Origin of the sequence: Pantoea sp. 9140 (genome assembly GCF_000745295.1) — a bacterium.
In the GTDB taxonomy this organism is placed as follows: Bacteria; Pseudomonadota; Gammaproteobacteria; order Enterobacterales; family Enterobacteriaceae; genus Pantoea; species Pantoea vagans.
In genome coordinates, this window is sequence record NZ_JQNO01000001.1 from 484,875 (window position 1) to 502,471 (window position 17,597).

Annotated in this window: 15 protein-coding genes; 11 read left to right on the forward strand and 4 right to left on the reverse strand. The window is 54.1% G+C overall.

All coding sequences use genetic code 11. The annotated features are described in order from the left end of the window. Positions 1–119 precede the first annotated feature (119 nt). Positions 120–1,277 carry a CdaR family transcriptional regulator gene (locus tag FA92_RS02065; protein WP_013356833.1) on the forward strand — a complete coding sequence of 386 codons (1,158 nt, stop codon included), beginning with the start codon at positions 120–122 and terminating at the stop codon, positions 1,275–1,277. A gap of 67 nt (positions 1,278–1,344) precedes the next feature. On the opposite strand, the gene FA92_RS02070 is transcribed toward FA92_RS02065, so the two are convergent. The 4 genes from FA92_RS02070 to map form a co-directional block, all read right to left on the reverse strand. Beyond that, positions 1,345–1,737 (reverse strand): DUF3461 family protein, encoded by a 393-nt coding sequence (locus FA92_RS02070; RefSeq protein WP_033731626.1) that lies wholly within the window; start codon positions 1,735–1,737, stop codon positions 1,345–1,347. A 224-nt stretch (positions 1,738–1,961) separates the two neighbouring features. Continuing rightward, on the reverse strand, positions 1,962–2,786 hold the full coding sequence (dapD, locus tag FA92_RS02075) for a 2,3,4,5-tetrahydropyridine-2,6-dicarboxylate N-succinyltransferase (RefSeq protein ID WP_013356835.1): 825 nt from the start codon (positions 2,784–2,786) through the stop codon (positions 1,962–1,964). A gap of 83 nt (positions 2,787–2,869) precedes the next feature. Then, a complete protein-coding gene (gene glnD, locus FA92_RS02080) occupies positions 2,870–5,524 on the reverse strand; it encodes a bifunctional uridylyltransferase/uridylyl-removing protein GlnD (protein ID WP_033781930.1) in 2,655 nt (884 codons plus the stop codon). 66 nt (positions 5,525–5,590) lie between these two features. Continuing rightward, positions 5,591–6,385, reverse strand: a complete 795-nt coding sequence (gene map, locus FA92_RS02085; protein WP_033781932.1) for a type I methionyl aminopeptidase — start codon at positions 6,383–6,385, stop codon at positions 5,591–5,593. Between the two features lie 318 nt (positions 6,386–6,703). Here map and rpsB point away from each other — a divergent pair, with 318 nt between their 5' ends. The 10 genes from rpsB to skp all read left to right on the forward strand — a co-directional run bounded on the left by rpsB (position 6,704) and on the right by skp (position 17,594). Next, the gene (gene rpsB / locus FA92_RS02090; protein ID WP_033731630.1) at positions 6,704–7,429 is read left to right on the forward strand and encodes a 30S ribosomal protein S2; all 726 of its coding nucleotides are present in this window, start codon (positions 6,704–6,706) and stop codon (positions 7,427–7,429) included. A gap of 181 nt (positions 7,430–7,610) precedes the next feature. After that, positions 7,611–8,462: a translation elongation factor Ts gene (gene tsf / locus FA92_RS02095; RefSeq protein WP_013356839.1), complete on the forward strand. Its 852-nt coding sequence runs from the start codon at positions 7,611–7,613 to the stop codon at positions 8,460–8,462. 157 nt (positions 8,463–8,619) lie between these two features. Then, positions 8,620–9,345 (forward strand): UMP kinase, encoded by a 726-nt coding sequence (gene pyrH / locus FA92_RS02100; protein WP_013356840.1) that lies wholly within the window; start codon positions 8,620–8,622, stop codon positions 9,343–9,345. Positions 9,346–9,488: 143 nt separating this feature from the next. Continuing rightward, positions 9,489–10,046, forward strand: a complete 558-nt coding sequence (frr, locus tag FA92_RS02105; protein WP_033731632.1) for a ribosome recycling factor — start codon at positions 9,489–9,491, stop codon at positions 10,044–10,046. A 111-nt stretch (positions 10,047–10,157) separates the two neighbouring features. After that, positions 10,158–11,354: a 1-deoxy-D-xylulose-5-phosphate reductoisomerase gene (gene ispC, locus FA92_RS02110; RefSeq protein ID WP_033731633.1), complete on the forward strand. Its 1,197-nt coding sequence runs from the start codon at positions 10,158–10,160 to the stop codon at positions 11,352–11,354. Positions 11,355–11,535: 181 nt separating this feature from the next. Further along, positions 11,536–12,288 (forward strand): (2E,6E)-farnesyl-diphosphate-specific ditrans,polycis-undecaprenyl-diphosphate synthase, encoded by a 753-nt coding sequence (gene ispU / locus FA92_RS02115; protein WP_009091989.1) that lies wholly within the window; start codon positions 11,536–11,538, stop codon positions 12,286–12,288. A gap of 18 nt (positions 12,289–12,306) precedes the next feature. Then, positions 12,307–13,164 (forward strand): phosphatidate cytidylyltransferase, encoded by an 858-nt coding sequence (gene cdsA / locus FA92_RS02120; protein WP_013356843.1) that lies wholly within the window; start codon positions 12,307–12,309, stop codon positions 13,162–13,164. Between the two features lie 12 nt (positions 13,165–13,176). Continuing rightward, entirely contained in the window at positions 13,177–14,523 is a 1,347-nt protein-coding gene (gene rseP, locus FA92_RS02125) for a sigma E protease regulator RseP (protein WP_033781935.1), read from the forward strand. A 51-nt stretch (positions 14,524–14,574) separates the two neighbouring features. Continuing rightward, positions 14,575–16,986 carry an outer membrane protein assembly factor BamA gene (gene bamA / locus FA92_RS02130; RefSeq protein ID WP_013356845.1) on the forward strand — a complete coding sequence of 804 codons (2,412 nt, stop codon included), beginning with the start codon at positions 14,575–14,577 and terminating at the stop codon, positions 16,984–16,986. A gap of 110 nt (positions 16,987–17,096) precedes the next feature. Further along, positions 17,097–17,594 (forward strand): molecular chaperone Skp, encoded by a 498-nt coding sequence (skp, locus tag FA92_RS02135; RefSeq protein ID WP_003852644.1) that lies wholly within the window; start codon positions 17,097–17,099, stop codon positions 17,592–17,594. Positions 17,595–17,597: the final 3 nt, after the last annotated feature.

The window sequence follows — 17,597 nt, forward strand, 5'->3', positions numbered from 1 at the left end:
CAGAGTGTGATGCTCACCGCAAATTCGGCAAATGACCGCCTGGCTCTGTGCAAATGCACAATGTTCTGCCTGCTTTCCATGCGTATTCTGTTTCTCCCCCTCTTTTTCAGGAGTAATGGATGGCTACCTATCACCTTGATGCCCGGCTGGCACAGGATATCGTGGCGCGCACCATGAAAATTATTGACAGCAATGTCAATGTGATGGATGCGCGGGGCCGCATTATCGGCAGCGGTGACCGGGAACGCATTGGGGAGTTGCACGAAGGTGCGCTGCTGGTGCTTTCACAGGGTCGCGTAGTCGACATTGATGAAGCGGTGGCTAAACATCTTCATGGCGTACGGCCCGGCATTAACCTGCCGCTGCGCATTGATGGTGACATCGTCGGGGTGATTGGCCTGACCGGCGAGCCGCTGGCATTGCGGCACTACGGCGAGCTGGTCTGCATGACCGCAGAGATGATGCTGGAGCAGGCGCGGCTTCTGCATATGCTGGCACAGGACAGCCGTCTACGTGAAGAGCTGGTGCTGAATCTCATCCGCAGCGATACCCTGTCGCCACAGCTGACTGAATGGGCTCAGCGGCTCGGCATCGATCTCAATCAACCGCGTGTGGTGGCCGTTCTGGAGGTGGATAGCGGTCAGCTTGGCGTCGACAGCGCGATGTCAGAGTTACAACAGCTGCAAACGCTGCTGACCACACCGGAGCGCGATAATCTGATCGCCATTGTCTCACTGACCGAAATGGTGGTGCTGAAACCAGCCCTGAACGGGCATGGACGTTACGATCAGGATGATCATCGCCGCCGCGTCGAGCAGTTGCTGCAGCGGATGAAAGAGAGTGGCCATCTCCGGATGCGCATCGCGCTGGGTAACTTCTTTACCGGGCCGGGCAGCATTGCACGCTCTTACCGGACGGCGCGCACCACCATGATGGTGGGCAAGCAGCGTATGCCCGAAGTGCGCAGCTATTTTTATCAGGATCTGGTGCTGCCGGTGCTGCTCGACAGCTTGCGAGGCGGCTGGCAGGCCAATGAGCTCGCCCGGCCGCTGGCGAAGCTCAAGAGCATGGATAACAACGGCTTGCTGCGCCGTACGCTAATCGCCTGGTTCACCCATAATGTCCAGCCGAGCGCTACCGCACGTGCACTATTCATTCATCGCAATACGCTGGAGTACCGCCTGAACCGGATTTCTGAACTGACGGGACTGAATCTGGGTCATTTTGACGACAGGCTATTGCTCTATGTGGCTTTGCAACTGGATGAGCAGGGGTAGAGGGCAGGTTTGCGGCATAAAAAAGGCCAGCAAAGCTGGCCTCTCTTGTCTCTTGTCGGACAGGAAATTAACGGCTGTTACGGGTTAATTTTTCCAGGTCCGATTCAATTTCCGAGATCTTGTGGGCGACCACGCTTTCCAGGTGACGCAGGTCATCCAGAATTTTGCGTTTCAGATCCACTTCAACCTGATCGCGCTGGCAAATCTGGTCCAGTTCATCGATGACATAACGCAGATTCGGGCTGATTTCCTGAACTTCTTTGTAGCCCTGCGTCGCGTGATCGGCAACGACAGTTTTGCGCTGGCGCGGATATTTGAATTTAACGCTCTTCGCGAAAAACTCGCCTTTATCTTTGCGAAAGTAGATTTTCAGAATGTCGTTATTGGCTTCCTGACGCAGGCTGTAGCGGTCAATGTCGTCCGGGTTACTGATACCTAAGCTTTTCAGATTGTCATACATAGCGTTGTTTCCATCAAAAGTGAGAAGCGCGCAGACTTGTTCATGACGTCCGTCAACTGTAGACATAAATAAGCGGGATGAACATTGCGCGACAGGATTTAACTGGCGCGGATTATGACCTGGATAAAAACTAAACGCACCAGTTAATTCGCGGCGCGAAGCATGTTATTTGATAATGACTGTAAAGAAAAGATGACGGGCTGATTTCCAGCCCGTCAGTGAAATCAGTCGATGGTGCGCAGCAGTTCGTTGATACCGGTTTTGCCCAGCGTTTTCGCATCCACTTTCTTCACGATCACGGCACAATAGAGGCTGTAGCTGCCATCTTTGGACGGCAGGTTACCTGAAACCACGACGGAGCCGGCAGGCACACGACCATAATGTACTTCGCCTGTTTCGCGGTCATAAATTTTGGTGCTCTGACCGATGTAAACACCCATTGAGATCACTGAGCCTTCTTCAACAATCACGCCTTCAACGATTTCAGAGCGTGCGCCAATGAAGCAGTTGTCTTCGATAATGGTCGGGTTGGCCTGCAGCGGTTCCAGCACGCCACCGATACCCACGCCGCCAGAAAGGTGAACGTTTTTACCAATCTGTGCACAGGAGCCGACGGTCGCCCAGGTGTCTACCATGGTGCCTTCATCCACAAATGCACCGATGTTGACGTAAGAAGGCATCAGCACCGTGTTGCGGGCGATATAGGCACCCTGACGCACAGCCGCAGGCGGCACGACGCGGAAGCCTGCTGCTTTGAAACGCGCTTCATCCCAGCCGGCAAATTTCATCGGCACTTTGTCGTAAAAGCGGGTTTCCGAACCTTCCATCACCTGGTTGTCATTGATGCGGAAAGAGAGCAGCACTGCTTTCTTCAGCCACTGATGCGTTACCCACTCGCCGTCGATCTTCTCAGAAACGCGCAGCTCACCGCTGTCCAGCAAAGAGATCACCTGGTTAATGGCATCACGGGTTTCGCTGTCAACGCTGGCAGGTGTGATGTCAGCGCGACGTTCGAAGGCGGATTCAATAACGCTCTGTAACTGTTGCATATTTTTTTCCTAATCTGTCATGTGCGATGCCGGGCAATAACCCGACACAAGTAAAGAGATTAATGTTTACAAATCGAGTCTGGTCACACTTTATCGTTTGGATTAAGGGCCTCTGTCAACCGTTGTTGCAACGCTTTGCGCATTTCTTCGTCCAGCGCCTGACGTTCACTGTTGGCCAGAATAAACAAATCTTCGACCCGCTCGCCAATGGTGCTGATGCGTGCGCCGTGCAGTGAGACACCGAGATCGGCAAAGACTTCACCCACGCGCGCCAGCAGGCCAGGCTGATCCAGCGCCACCAGTTCAAGGTAGCTGCGACGGTCGGTGTGCGTCGGCAGGAAATTGACCTCGGTATCCACGCTGAAATGCCGCAGTTTGGCCGACGGACGACGGGTTCGTGGCGCCACCCAGTCAGACTGGGTGATCGCCTGCTCCAGCGCCTGAATGATCATCGGATGGCGGTCCGGCGACAGCGGGCTGCCATCCGGTTCCAGCACAATAAAGGTATCCATGGCCATGCCGTCGCGGCTGGTAAAGATTTGCGCGTCGTGGACGCTGAGGTTGCGGCGGTCGAGTTCTCCGGCGACGGCGGCAAACAGGTGTGGGCGATCGGGACTCCAGATGAAAATTTCGGTTCCGCCGCGTGTGGCCTGCGGGCTGACCAGCACTAATGGTTTCTTCAGATCGTGAACCAGTAAGTGGCGGGCATGCCATGCAATCTGATTCGGCGTATGGCGCAGGAAATAATCTGCGCGGCAGCGATTCCAGATCTGGTGCAGACGCTCTTCATCAATGTTGTCCATCCGCAGCAGCGCCAGCGCCTGCAGGCGATGGTGACGCACCCGCTCACGCAGGTCCGGACTGTTTTCCATGCCGCGTCGCAACTGCTTCTCGGTGGCGAAAAAGAGCTCACGCAGCAGGCTCTGCTTCCAGCTGTTCCACAGACTTTCGTTGGTGGCGCAGATATCGGCGACGGTCAGGCAAACCAGATAGCGCAGCCGGTTCTCATTCTGCATCACCTCAGCGAACTGCTGGATCACCGTCGGGTCCTGAATATCGCGCCGTTGCGCCGTCACTGACATCAGCAGATGATGGCGAACCAGCCAGGCCACCAGCTGCGTTTCACGCGAGTTCAGGCCATGCATTTCAGCGAAATCGAGCGCATCCTGTGCGCCGAGAATAGAGTGGTCGCCGCCGCGCCCTTTGGCAATGTCGTGCAGCAGCGCGGCCATCAGCAGCAGTTCCTGCTGCGGCAGGCGCGGCCATAACTCTACGCAGAGCGGATGCTGTGGACGGGTGGTTTCATTGGCGAAGCTTTCCAGCTTCTGCAACACGCGGATAGTGTGCTCATCCACGGTGTAGGCGTGGAACAGATCGAACTGCATCTGCCCGACAATATGGCCCCACAGCGGCGTGTAAGCCCATAACACGCTGTGACGGTGCATCGGTACCAGTGCCCGGCTGACGGCGCCCGGGTGGCGCAGAATCGACATAAAGGTACGTCGCGCTTCCGGAATCTGGCACAGCGGCTGTTTAAGGTGACGACGCGCATGGCGCAGATGACGGAGGGTAGTGGAGTAGATCCCCTTGATGCTGTCGTTACGCACCATGACATAGAACATACGCAGAATGGCCTGCGGTTCGCGGGTAAACAGCGTTTCGTCGCGCAGGTCGATCAAATTGCCACGCAGCTGGAAATCGTCATTGACAGGTCTCGGTTTTTCGCTGGTAGAGAGCGCCAGAATCGCCTCATCAAACAGCTGCAGCAGCATCTGATTCAGTTCGCCGATGCGCCGCGTGACGCGATAGAAATCTTTCATCATCCGCTCGACCGGCTCATTGCCTTCGCCCTGGTAATTCAGGCGCTGCGCCACGCTGAGCTGGCGATCGAACAGCAGGCGATTATCGTAGCGGGGCAGGGAGAGGTGCAGGGCAAAACGGATGCGCCAGAGAAATTCCTGGCATTCGTTGAGTTCGCTGCGTTCCGCGTCGGTGAGGAAACCAAAGCCAACCATCTCATCCAGCGTGGTGGCGCCAAAATGGCGTCGGGCAACCCATTGCAGCGTGTGGATGTCGCGCAGGCCACCCGGACTGCTCTTGATGTCCGGCTCAAGGTTATAGCTGGTGCCGTGGTAACGCTTGTGGCGTTCCTGCTGTTCTTCGATTTTGGCCGCAAAGAAGGTGGATGAGGGCCAGAAACCATCGCTGAAGATGTTTTTCTGCAGTTCCAGAAACAGCGCCACGTCGCCGGTCAGCATCCGTGATTCAATCAGGTTAGTGGCAACGGTCAGGTCAGACAGCCCCTCCAGCAGACACTCTTCCAAAGTGCGCACGCTATGGCCCACTTCCAGCTTGAGGTCCCACATCAGCGTCAGCAGATCGCTGGTACGCTGTGCAGCCTGTTCATTCAGCGGCTGGCGGCTGAGGATCAGGACATCAATATCAGAGAGCGGATGCAGTTCGGCACGGCCATAGCCGCCCACGGCGACCAGCGCGATAGAGGGCATCGCATCAAAGCCATAGAAGCGCCACAGGCGACGCAGCAGCCGATCGATAAACAGCGTGCGGGCATCTATCAGCGGCTCAACGGCTTCACCGGCATCAAATGCGGCAGCCAGATGCTGCTGAAACTGCTCCAGCCGCGGCTTCAGAATGTCGCGGGTCAACTGGTCGTCACCCCATTCCGCTGGCGAATCGACCAGACCGTTTTTTACCTCTTCCGACAGACTCACGCTCATGCAGCTCTTCTCTTTTTTAGCCAAAAAAAAGCCGGCTCATCGCCGGCTTGATCTGCGTGAAGAAAATTACCCTTCAGCAACGAGCACGGCAGGGATCGTGTCATCTTTACGCAGGGTTAAAATCTCACAGCCGTTTTCCGTCACCACAATAGTATGCTCATACTGTGCGGACAAGCTGCGATCTTTGGTTTTTACCGTCCAGCCATCTTTCATGGTGCGGATGCGGTAATCACCGGCATTGACCATCGGTTCTACCGTAAAGGTCATGCCCGCCTGCAGTACAACGCCGCTATCATCGGCATCGTAATGCAGCACCTGCGGCTCTTCGTGGAAGCCCTTGCCGATGCCGTGACCGCAATATTCGCGCACAACAGAGAAGTCGTTCGCTTCCACATACTTCTGGATAGCCCGGCCCAGTTCGCGCAGACGAATACCGGGCTTAATCAGACGCAGGGAAAGATAGAGGCTCTCCTGCGTGACGCGGCACAGGCGCTCACCCTGAATGGTCGGTTTACCAACGATAAACATCTTTGAGGTATCGCCGTGGTACTCATCTTTAATCACGGTGACATCAATATTGACGATATCGCCATCTTTTAACGGGCGGTCATCGCTGGGAATGCCGTGGCACACCACTTCGTTGACGGAGATGCAGACCGACTTCGGAAAGCCGTGATAGCCGAGGCAGGCAGAGACCGCCTGTTGCTTTTGAGTAATGTGCTCGTGGCAGATGCGGTCCAGCTCACCGGTGGTCACACCCGGTTTCACGTAAGGTTCGATCATCTCCAGCACCTCGGCGGCCAGTCGGCCTGCGACGCGCATTTTTTTGATTTCTTCAGGGGTTTTAATTGAAATTGCCATTAAATTAATCCGCATTTGTCGAAATTTTCGACAATAATAAGTTCTGTGCTGTCATGTTAGCAGCCAGCAAATGGGCTGCCAAATAGAGAACGCGCTGGCCTCTGTCAGCGATGATTTATTGGCGTCACTGGGCTGGTTGTGATATAAAGCGCGCCGACGATTCTCTGTATGGCCGTTTCGGTCAGCAGGAAACGCATAACTCTCATTATGTGTACTAAAACACACATGTATCGACACATACGCCGGGGTGCCTTGAAAGAGGTCGGTCGTATGGGATACATGGAGGCCCAACCCCAATCAAACTTTAGAGGTTTTATCATGGCAACTGTTTCCATGCGCGACATGCTCCAGGCTGGTGTTCACTTCGGTCACCAGACCCGTTACTGGAACCCAAAAATGAAGCCATTCATCTTTGGTGCACGTAACAAGGTTCACATCATCAACCTGGAAAAAACTGTACCTATGTTCAACGAAGCTCTGGCTGAACTGAACAAGATCTCTTCCCGTAAAGGTAAGATCCTGATCGTAGGTACTAAGCGCGCTGCTGCTGAAGCGGTAAAAGAGTCTGCACTGAGCTGCGACCAGTTCTTCGTAAACCACCGCTGGTTGGGTGGCATGCTGACTAACTGGAAAACCGTGCGTCAGTCAATCAAGCGTCTGAAAGATCTGGAGATTCAGTCTCAGGATGGTACTTTCGACAAACTGACCAAAAAAGAAGCGCTGATGCGTGCGCGTGAGCTGGCCAAGCTGGAAAACAGCCTGGGCGGTATCAAAGACATGGGCGGTCTGCCAGACGCGCTGTTTGTTGTTGATGCTGACCACGAACACATCGCAATCAAAGAAGCAAACAACCTGGGTATCCCGGTATTTGCTATCGTTGATACCAACTCAGATCCAGATGGCGTTGATTTCGTTATCCCAGGTAACGACGATGCGATCCGTGCTGTAAACCTGTACCTGACTGCCGTTGCGACCACCGTTCGCGAAGGCCGCTCTCAGGACCTGGCTGAGCAAGCTGAAGAAGCGTCTTTAGAAAACGCTTAATTAAGGTTTGCTCTGCATAAGAGCCCTTAGCATTCAGATGTGATCTGTAAGGGGCCTATAGTGGCCCCTTTATTTATCTAAGTCTGTTACGCCCCTAACCGGACGGCGGGACAGAGTAAATTTTCCGCAAATAAGTGTCTGCATGTACGTATGTACACAGGCACGAACCGAGGATTCTGGAATGGCTGACATTACCGCTGCATTGGTAAAAGAACTGCGCGAGCGTACTGGCGCTGGCATGATGGATTGCAAAAAAGCGCTGACTGAAGCGAACGGCGACATTGAGCTGGCGATTGAGAACATGCGTAAGTCTGGCGCAATCAAAGCAGCGAAAAAAGCAGGCAACGTTGCTGCTGATGGCGTAATCAAAACCAAAATCGTTGGCGACTACGGTGTGATTCTGGAAGTTAACTGCCAGACTGACTTCGTAGCAAAAGATGGCGGTTTCCAGGCGTTCGCAGACAAAGTTCTGGATGCGGCTGCCGCTGATCGTGTTACTGACGTTGAAGTCCTGAAAGCGCAGTTCGAAGAAGAGCGCGTTGCACTGGTTGCTAAAATCGGTGAGAACATCAACATCCGTCGCGTTGCAATCCTGGAAGGCGCAGAGCTGGGCAGCTACCTGCACGGCGCGCGTATCGGCGTTCTGGTTTCAGCGAAAGGCGCTAACGAAGATCTGATCAAACAGATCGCGATGCACGTTGCAGCGAGCAAGCCTGAATTCGTTAAGCCAGAAGACGTTTCTGCTGACGTGGTAGATAAAGAGTACCAGGTTCAGCTGGACATCGCGATGCAGTCTGGCAAGCCAAAAGAGATCGCAGAGAAGATGGTTGAAGGCCGTATGAAGAAATTCACCGGCGAAGTCTCTCTGACGGGTCAGGCTTTCGTTATCGACCCAAGCAAAACCGTTGGCCAGGCTCTGAAAGAGCAGGGCGCTGACGTGATCAACTTCATCCGCTTCGAAGTGGGTGAAGGCATCGAGAAAGTTGAATCAGACTTCGCTGCAGAAGTTGCAGCAATGTCCAAACAGTCTTAATGCTCTGAAAGAACCGCCAGATGGCGGTTCTTTTTTGTCTGTGAATCGCAACAGACACGTTTTCAGTTTCATCCCAATAGCATTTTCTTTGCGGTAAGCGGATGATCGATCAGAATTTACTTCTCCTTTACACCCAATCTTCCAGGAAGAACTGACCATGGCGACCAACGCAAAACCTGTTTATCAACGTATCCTGCTTAAACTCAGCGGCGAAGCTCTGCAAGGCGCTGAAGGTTTTGGTATCGACGCGAGTGTGCTTGACCGCATGGCACAAGAGGTAAAAGAGCTGGTTGAGCTGGGCATCCAGGTTGGCGTGGTAATTGGCGGAGGGAACCTGTTCCGCGGCGCGAGCCTGCAGCAGGCAGGTATGAACCGCGTCGTAGGTGACCACATGGGTATGCTGGCGACCGTGATGAACGGCCTGGCGATGCGTGATGCACTGCACCGCGCCTATGTGAATGCACGCCTGATGTCAGCGATTCCACTGAATGGCGTCTGTGACAACTACAGCTGGGCAGAAGCGATCAGCCTGCTGCGTAACAACCGCGTCGTCATCTTCTCCGCCGGTACCGGCAATCCGTTCTTTACCACCGACTCTGCGGCGTGTCTGCGCGGCATTGAGATTGAAGCGGACGTGGTACTGAAGGCGACCAAAGTTGACGGCGTTTACTCTGCCGATCCGGTGAAAAGCCCGGACGCGACGCTGTATGATCAACTGACCTATGCCGAAGTCCTGGATAAAGAGCTGAAAGTGATGGATCTGGCGGCCTTTACGCTGGCACGTGACCACAAATTACCTATCCGTGTTTTCAACATGAATAAACCTGGCGCACTGCGTCGCGTAGTAATGGGTGAAAAAGAAGGCACCCTGATTACGCATTAATACCCGAGGCGAGATAAAATAAGGTATATTCTGTCAGCGCGATGAGAATGCATCGCGCACCAGTCAGGATTATCGATGATTATCGATCCCGCTTCCGGTTATGCCGGAACTGGCCAGGTCAAACCGAATCCAAGGGTTTCAACGTGATTAACGACATCAAAAAAGATGCTGACACGCGCATGGAAAAATGCGTTGAAGCATTCAAAACTACCATCAGCAAAGTGCGTACCGGTCGTGCGTCACCTTCGCTGCTCGACGGCATCGTCGTCGAATATTACGGCACGCCGACGCCACTGCGTCAGCTGGCTTCTGTCACTGTGGAAGATTCACGCACGCTGAAAATCAACGTGTTTGATCGTTCACTAAGCCAGGCAGTCGAAAAAGCGATCATGAAGTCCGATCTCGGTCTGAACCCAAGTTCAGCCGGTACTGACATCCGTGTTCCGCTGCCAGCGCTGACAGAAGAGCGTCGTAAAGATCTGATTAAAATCGTGCGCGGCGAAGCCGAGCAGGGCCGTGTGTCGGTACGTAACGTCCGTCGCGATGCCAACGATAAAATCAAAGCGCTGCTGAAAGATAAAGAAATCAGCGAAGACGACGAACGTCGTGCGCAGGACGAAGTGCAAAAAATGACCGATGCGTACATCAAGAAAGTTGATGCTGCACTGTCAGAAAAAGAAACGGAGCTGATGGATTTCTGATTCCATCACTGCCGGACAAAACGCCGTACAGAGAGGTATTCGTATGAATGCGACATCTGGCGGCGTTTTACATTGTGCCTGCGGGCACGCTGACTTCACACGGATAGCCTCATGAAGCGATTAACTCTGCTGGGATCCACCGGCTCGATCGGCACCAGTACGCTAGCGGTGGTTCGCGCCAACCCAGAGCTTTATCAGATTACGGCGCTGGTTGCCGGCCATAACGTGGCGCTGATGGCCGAACAGTGTGCGGCCTTTACGCCACGCTACGCCTGCATGGCAGACGAAACTTCTGCCGCTGCGCTGCGTGAGCGACTGAGAGCAATCAGGGTCAATACTGAAGTGCTCTCCGGCGTTCAGGCAGCCTGTGAGCTGGCCGCGCTGGATGAGGTGGATCAGGTGATGGCGGCCATTGTCGGTGCGTCAGGTTTGCTGCCAACGCTGGCCGCCATTCGCGCCGGTAAAACGGTATTGCTGGCCAACAAAGAATCGCTTGTCACCTGCGGCCGTTTGTTTATGGAGGCGGTGCGTCATCATAACGCGCAGTTACTACCGGTCGACAGCGAACATAACGCCATTTTTCAGAGTTTACCGGCTACCATCCAGCATCAGTTAGGTTACGCTGACCTGCGGGATAATGGCATTGAGTCAATTATCCTTACGGGATCGGGTGGTCCTTTTCGTGACACAGATTTAGCGGATCTCAGCGCCATGTCGCCTGATCAGGCCTGTGCACATCCGAACTGGTCGATGGGGAGAAAAATCTCTGTCGATTCGGCCACCATGATGAATAAAGGTCTTGAGTACATTGAAGCCCGTTGGTTGTTTAATGCCAGCGCAGCGCAGATGGAAGTGATCCTTCACCCACAGTCGGTGATTCACTCTATGGTGCGATACTGCGATGGCAGCGTGCTGGCTCAGTTAGGTTCTCCCGATATGCGTACGCCCATTGCCCATAGCATGGCCTGGCCTTCGCGCATCAAAGCAGGCGTGACGCCGCTGGATTTTACCCGCATGTCGGCGCTGAGCTTTGCAGAACCTGATTTTAGTCGCTACCCCTGCCTGAAACTGGCCATTGATGCCTGTGATGCAGGGCAGGCGGCGACCACCACGCTGAATGCAGCCAACGAGGTTGCCGTCGCGGCTTTCCTGAACCACCAGATCCGCTTCACCGACATCGCAGCGCTTAATAGCGCGGTGATGGCGGCACAGGTGTGTCCGGAGCCTGATTCGGTGGACGCTGTCCTTGAAATTGATCGCTCCGCGCGCGCGCTGGCGGCAGAAATGTTGCCGCGCTTCACGTCGTGAAGCCGATCGTTATGAGGCCATTTGTTCGCTTCAGGTGAAAATGGTATAGTCGCTGGCTCGCGTTTCACGGTCTGTCACCGAATTCGGTGTGGCCCGGCACCAAAAGCGTGTCGGGATTTGAATCGGGCGCAATGTATTCAGAAACCACAGCATTTCTGATGAAAGGAATTGGTTAAGCGTTATGTCGTCTAACAATCACAACAACACTGATGACCAGCAGGGAAACGGTCCGCGCCACGTCGCTATCATCATGGATGGCAACGGTCGCTGGGCCAAAAATCAGGGAAAATTGCGTATTTCAGGCCACAAAGCGGGCGTTAAATCGGTGCGCCGCGCCGTCAGCTTTGCGGTCAGCAACAATCTTGAAGCCCTGACGCTTTACGCCTTCAGCAGTGAAAACTGGAGCCGTCCGGCGCAGGAAGTCACCGCGTTAATGGAACTGTTTGTCTGGGCGCTCGACAGCGAAGTGAAAAGCCTGCACAAACACAATGTTCGCTTACGCGTCATTGGCGATACCAGCCGTTTCAGCCCGCGTATTCAGGAACGTATTCGCCGTTCTGAGACGCTGACCGCAAATAATAGTGGCCTGACGCTCAACATTGCTGCCAACTATGGCGGCCGTTGGGATATTATCGAAGGCGTGAAAAAACTGGCTGAGCAGGTGCAGGAAGGATTACTGCGTCCTGACCAGATTACCGAAGAGAGCCTGACGTCGCAGCTCTGTATGCAGGAGCTGGCGCCAGTGGATTTAGTGATAAGGACCGGGGGAGAGCATCGGATTAGCAACTTCCTGCTGTGGCAGATTGCCTATGCTGAATTCTATTTTACCGATGTGCTCTGGCCGGATTTCGATGAACACGTTTTTGAAGGTGCACTGAATGCATTCTCTCTGCGGGAGCGTCGTTTTGGCGGCGCTGCACCAGGCGGCGCCTGAGCAATCTGGGGGTAACCTTTGCTGAAGTCTCGTCTGATTACCGCGTTGATATTAATTCCGCTGGTAATAGCTGCACTGTTCTGGTTACCACCTGTGGGCTTTGCCCTTACAACCATCGTTATCTGCATGCTGGCCGCCTGGGAATGGGGTCAGTTTGCAGGGATGGCATCACGGCAACAGCGCGTCTGGCTGGCTGTACTTTGTGGTCTGCTGCTGGCGCTGATGCAGTTTACGCTGCCGCCTTATCAACACACGGTGCATCTGCCCCAGGTCGCGACATCGCTTTGGGCGTCGCTGGTGTGGTGGGTCGTTGCACTGCTGCTGGTACTCTCCTATCCCGCATCTGCGGCCTTCTGGCGTCATTCGCGCCCGCTCCGCTTACTGTTTGGCGTGTTAACGCTGGTGCCTTTTTTCTGGGGCATGGTGGCGCTGCGGCAGTATCACTACGAAACCGATCACTTCGCCGGTGCCTGGTGGCTGCTGTTTGTGTTGCTGCTGGTGTGGGGTGCGGATTCAGGTGCCTATATGTTTGGCAAGATGTTCGGCAAGCACAAGCTGGCACCGAAGGTCTCGCCAGGTAAAACCTGGGAAGGCTTCCTGGGCGGCCTGGTCTCCTCTGCGCTGATTGCGCTGCTGTTTGCCTCGCTGGCGCCGCTGACGGTCTCTACCGGTACGCTGGTGATTTGCGCGGTTATCGCAACGCTGGCCTCCGTGCTGGGCGACCTCACTGAGAGTATGTTTAAACGTGAAGCGGGTATCAAAGACAGTGGCAATCTGATACCGGGTCACGGCGGCATTCTTGATCGCATTGATAGTCTGACTGCGGCGGTGCCGGTGTTTGCCTGTTTATTGCTGCTGGTGTTCCGCACCCTTTAAGGACAGGCAAAGATGTTGAGCATAATCTGGAGTTTCTTCGCCTTTATCGTTGCGCTGGGCGTGTTGATTACCGTTCATGAGTTTGGCCATTTCTGGGTCGCTCGTCGCTGTGGCGTCAAGGTTGAGCGTTTTTCCATTGGGTTTGGTAAGTCGCTCTGGCAGCGCCGTGACCGCCACGACACGGAATTTGTCATCGCGCTGATTCCCCTTGGTGGCTACGTGAAAATGCTCGACGAACGTGTCGAAAGCGTGCCAGCCGAGCTGCGTCATCAGGCTTTTAATAATAAAGCCGTCTGGCAACGTGCCTCCATCATTGCGGCAGGTCCTGTCGCTAACTTCCTCTTTGCCATCTTTGCCTACTGGGTTGTGTTTATTCACGGCGTGCCTGGTGTGCGCCCGGTAATCGGTGAAATTTTAAACGGTTCGGTCGCTGCGGAAGCGCAAATTGCGCCCGGCATGGAACTTAAGGCCGTTGACGGTATCGAAACGCCTGACTGGGATGCTGTGCGTATGGCGCTGGTGGGTAAAATCGGCGACAGCAGCACCACGTTAACGGTGGCACGATTTGGCGAGGACGCGACTCAGCAGAAGCAGCTGGATTTGCGTAACTGGCAGTTTGAGCCTGATAAGCAGGATCCGGTCGTCGCGTTAGGCATTCAGCCTCGCGGTCCGCAAATTGAGACCACACTGGCAGAAGTTCAGGCGAATTCGCCAGCCAGTGAAGCCGGTTTGCAAGCAGGCGACAGGATCGTTAAAGTCGATGGTCAGCCATTATCGCAGTGGCAGACGTTTGTTACCCAGGTCCGGGACAATCCCGGCAAAAGCATGGCGCTTGAGGTGGATCGCGGCGGTGAATCAATTGCGCTGACGATGACGCCAGAAGCGAAAGCTGGCACGACAGCGGGCTTTGCGGGTGTGATTCCGCGCATTGTTCCGCTGCCCGAAGAGTACAAGACGGTAAGGCAGTATGGCGCGTTTGCGGCTATCGGTGAGGCCAGTGTAAAAACCTGGCAACTGATGAAGCTCACCGTTTCCATGCTGGGCAAGTTAATAACCGGTGATGTGAAGCTGAACAACCTGAGCGGGCCAATCTCGATTGCGCAGGGTGCAGGGTTGTCAGCGGAGTATGGGTTGATTTACTACCTGATGTTCCTGGCGTTGATTAGCGTCAACCTGGGCATTATCAACCTGTTCCCTTTGCCGGTTTTAGATGGTGGGCACCTGCTGTTCCTGGCGATCGAAAAGATCAAAGGTGGACCGGTGTCCGAGCGAGTTCAGGACTTTAGTTATCGCATTGGCTCAATTCTGCTGGTGCTGTTAATGGGGCTTGCACTTTTCAATGATTTCTCACGTTTGTAACCGCTGGAACGCGAACATTCGAGGGATGTGTTAGGAAAACGCATAACAACGATGGCGATGAAAAAGTTGCTCATAGCGTCGCTGCTGTTTAGCAGCGCCACCGTTTACGGTGCAGACGATTTCGTGGTGAAGGATATTCATTTCGAAGGGCTGCAGCGAGTCGCCGTCGGCGCGGCTCTGCTGAGCATGCCAGTACGGGTTGGCGATACGGTGAATGACGATGATGTCAGAAATACCATTCGCTCGCTGTTCGCTACTGGCAACTTTGAGGATGTTCAGGTCCTGCGAGACGGTACAACGCTGATTGTCCAGGTCAAAGAACGTCCTACCATTGCCAGCATTACCTTCACCGGTAACAAAGCGGTGAAAGAGGATCAGCTCAAACAAAATCTGGAAGCTTCAGGTGTCCGTGTCGGCGAAGCGCTGGACCGTACTACCATCTCTTCTATCGAGAAGGGACTTGAAGACTTCTATTACAGCGTCGGTAAATATACCGCCAACGTGAAAGCCGTGGTCACGCCACTGCCGCGTAACCGCGTTGATCTGAAGCTGGTCTTTACGGAAGGTGTCTCTGCCAAAATTCAGCAGATCAACATCGTCGGTAATAAAGCCTTCAGCTCCGATGAACTGATCTCCCGTTTCCAGCTGCGCGATGAAGTGCCATGGTGGAACGTGGTCGGCGATCGTAAATACCAGAAGCAGAAACTGGCGGGCGACCTTGAGACCCTGCGCAGCTTCTATCTGGATCGCGGTTATGCCCGCTTCAACATCGATTCGACTCAGGTCAGCCTGACGCCAGATAAAAAAGGCATCTACATCACGGTGAATATCACCGAGGGTGACCAGTACAAAATCGCTGGTGTGATCGTCAATGGCAGCATGGCGGGCCATTCAGCAGAAATTGAGCATCTGACCAAAATTCCGGCAGGCGAGCTTTATAACGGCGCCAAAGTCACGAAAATGGAAGATGACATCAAGAAACTGCTGGGCCGCTACGGCTATGCCTATCCGCGTGTGGCCACACAGCCTGAAATCAACGACGCCGATAAAACCGTAAAACTGCATATCAACGTCGATGCGGGTAACCGCTACTACGTGCGTAACGTCCGTTTCGAAGGTAATGACACCTCTAAAGATTCGGTGTTACGTCGCGAAATGCGTCAGATGGAAGGCGCATGGCTGGGCAGCGATCTGGTTGAACAGGGTAAAGAACGTCTGAACCGTACCGGTTACTTTGAAACCGTGGATGTGGATACGCAGCGTGTGCCTGGTTCGCCGGACCAGGTTGATGTGGTTTACAAGGTTAAAGAGCGTAACACCGGTACCTTTAACTTCGGCGTCGGCTACGGCACCGAAAGTGGTGTGAGCTTCCAGGTCGGGGTAACGCAGGATAACTGGCTGGGCACCGGTAATACCGTGGGCATCAGCGGCACCAAAAATGACTACCAGACCTATGCTGAATTCTCGCTTACTGACCCTTACTTCACCGTTGATGGTGTGAGTCTGGGTGGTCGTCTGTTCTATAACGACTTCAAAGCGGACAATGCGGATCTTTCTGACTATACCAACCGAAGTTATGGTCTGGATGGCACGCTTGGCTTCCCGGTTAACGAAAACAACACCCTGCGTGTCGGTCTGGGCTATGTCCACAATGATCTGTCAAACATGCAGCCGCAGGTTGCGATGTGGCGTTATCTGGATTCAGTCGGCAAGCCGCAGCAGTTAAATGACAAAGGCGAATTCTCAGCCGATGACTTCACCTTTAACTACGGCTGGACTTACAACACGCTGGACCGCGGCTTCTTCCCGACATCCGGTAACCGTACCAACCTGAACGGTAAGGTAACGATTCCAGGCTCAGATAACAGCTTCTATAAGGCCACGCTGGACACCCAGCAGTATGTGCCGATTAACCAGGATCGTACCTGGGTGCTGCTGGGCCGTGGTCGTGTTGGCTATGGCGATGGTCTCGGCGGCAAAGAGATGCCGTTCTATGAGAACTTCTACGCCGGTGGCTCGAGCACCGTGCGTGGCTTCCAGTCCAACACCATTGGACCGAAAGCGGCTTACTACAATAACAACTCGTCGAACTGCCGCATTGCCGATCCAAATGGCGTCTGTAAGTCTGACGATGCGGTGGGCGGTAACGCCATGGCGATTGCCAGCCTTGAGCTGATTACGCCAACGCCGTTCCTGAGCGAGAAGTATGCTAACTCGGTGCGTACCTCGGTGTTTGTTGATACCGGTACTGCGTGGGATACCCACTGGGAAAACACCGCTGAAACACGTGCTGCGGGTATTCCAGACTACAGCGATCCAAACAATATCCGCGTATCAAGCGGTGTGGCGCTGCAGTGGATGTCACCGCTCGGCCCGCTGGTGTTCTCGTATGCCCAGCCGATTAAGAAAGTCGATGGAGACAAGTCAGAGCAGTTCCAGTTTAACATTGGTAAAACCTGGTAATGTTCTGAGCATGGATGCATAGCTGAAGTCTTGCTGCCGGGCAGCACTTGTTGCTGTTCCGGGGCAAACACTGTGTCGCTGACACAAACGTTGATGGTAAGGAGTTTATAGTGAAAAAGTTGTTGTGTGCCGCAGGTCTGGGTCTTGCTTTAGCGGTCTCCGCTGGTGTTCAGGCTGCTGACAAAATTGCAGTGGTAAACGTGTCCAGCATTTTCCAACAGTTACCGCAACGTGCGACTGTTGCTAAACAGCTGGAAAACGAGTTCAAAGGCCGTGCAACTGAGTTGCAGAGCCAGGAGCGCGATCTGCAAACCAAAATGCAGCGTCTGCAGCGTGACGGTTCTACCATGAAGGCCAGCGAACGCAGCCGTATGGAAAAAGATGTCATGTCACAGCGTGAAGCTTTCTCTTCAAAAGCGCAGGCTTTTGAGCAGGACAATCGCCGTCGTCAGATGGAAGAGCGTAACAAGCTGCTGAGCCGTATTCAGGATGCCGTGAAGAAAGTCGCTGACAGCGATGGTTACGACGTCGTGATCGACGCTAACGCGGTGGCTTATGCATCAAACGCAAAAGACATCACTGCTGACGTGCTGAAACAGGTTAAATAATTC

Bases quoted from the DNA above. Each gene is read 5' to 3' on its own strand.
- tsf (WP_013356839.1), top strand. From the start codon at position 7,611: ATGGCTGACATTACCGCTGCATTGGTAAAAGAACTGCGCGAGCGTACT.
- FA92_RS02070 (WP_033731626.1), bottom strand. From the start codon at position 1,737: ATGTATGACAATCTGAAAAGCTTAGGTATCAGTAACCCGGACGACATT.
- pyrH (WP_013356840.1), top strand. From the start codon at position 8,620: ATGGCGACCAACGCAAAACCTGTTTATCAACGTATCCTGCTTAAACTC.
- FA92_RS02065 (WP_013356833.1), top strand. From the start codon at position 120: ATGGCTACCTATCACCTTGATGCCCGGCTGGCACAGGATATCGTGGCG.
- map (WP_033781932.1), bottom strand. From the start codon at position 6,385: ATGGCAATTTCAATTAAAACCCCTGAAGAAATCAAAAAAATGCGCGTC.
- dapD (WP_013356835.1), bottom strand. From the start codon at position 2,786: ATGCAACAGTTACAGAGCGTTATTGAATCCGCCTTCGAACGTCGCGCT.
- ispU (WP_009091989.1), top strand. From the start codon at position 11,536: ATGTCGTCTAACAATCACAACAACACTGATGACCAGCAGGGAAACGGT.
- rpsB (WP_033731630.1), top strand. From the start codon at position 6,704: ATGGCAACTGTTTCCATGCGCGACATGCTCCAGGCTGGTGTTCACTTC.
- rseP (WP_033781935.1), top strand. From the start codon at position 13,177: ATGTTGAGCATAATCTGGAGTTTCTTCGCCTTTATCGTTGCGCTGGGC.
- glnD (WP_033781930.1), bottom strand. From the start codon at position 5,524: ATGAGCGTGAGTCTGTCGGAAGAGGTAAAAAACGGTCTGGTCGATTCG.
- bamA (WP_013356845.1), top strand. From the start codon at position 14,575: ATGGCGATGAAAAAGTTGCTCATAGCGTCGCTGCTGTTTAGCAGCGCC.
- ispC (WP_033731633.1), top strand. From the start codon at position 10,158: ATGAAGCGATTAACTCTGCTGGGATCCACCGGCTCGATCGGCACCAGT.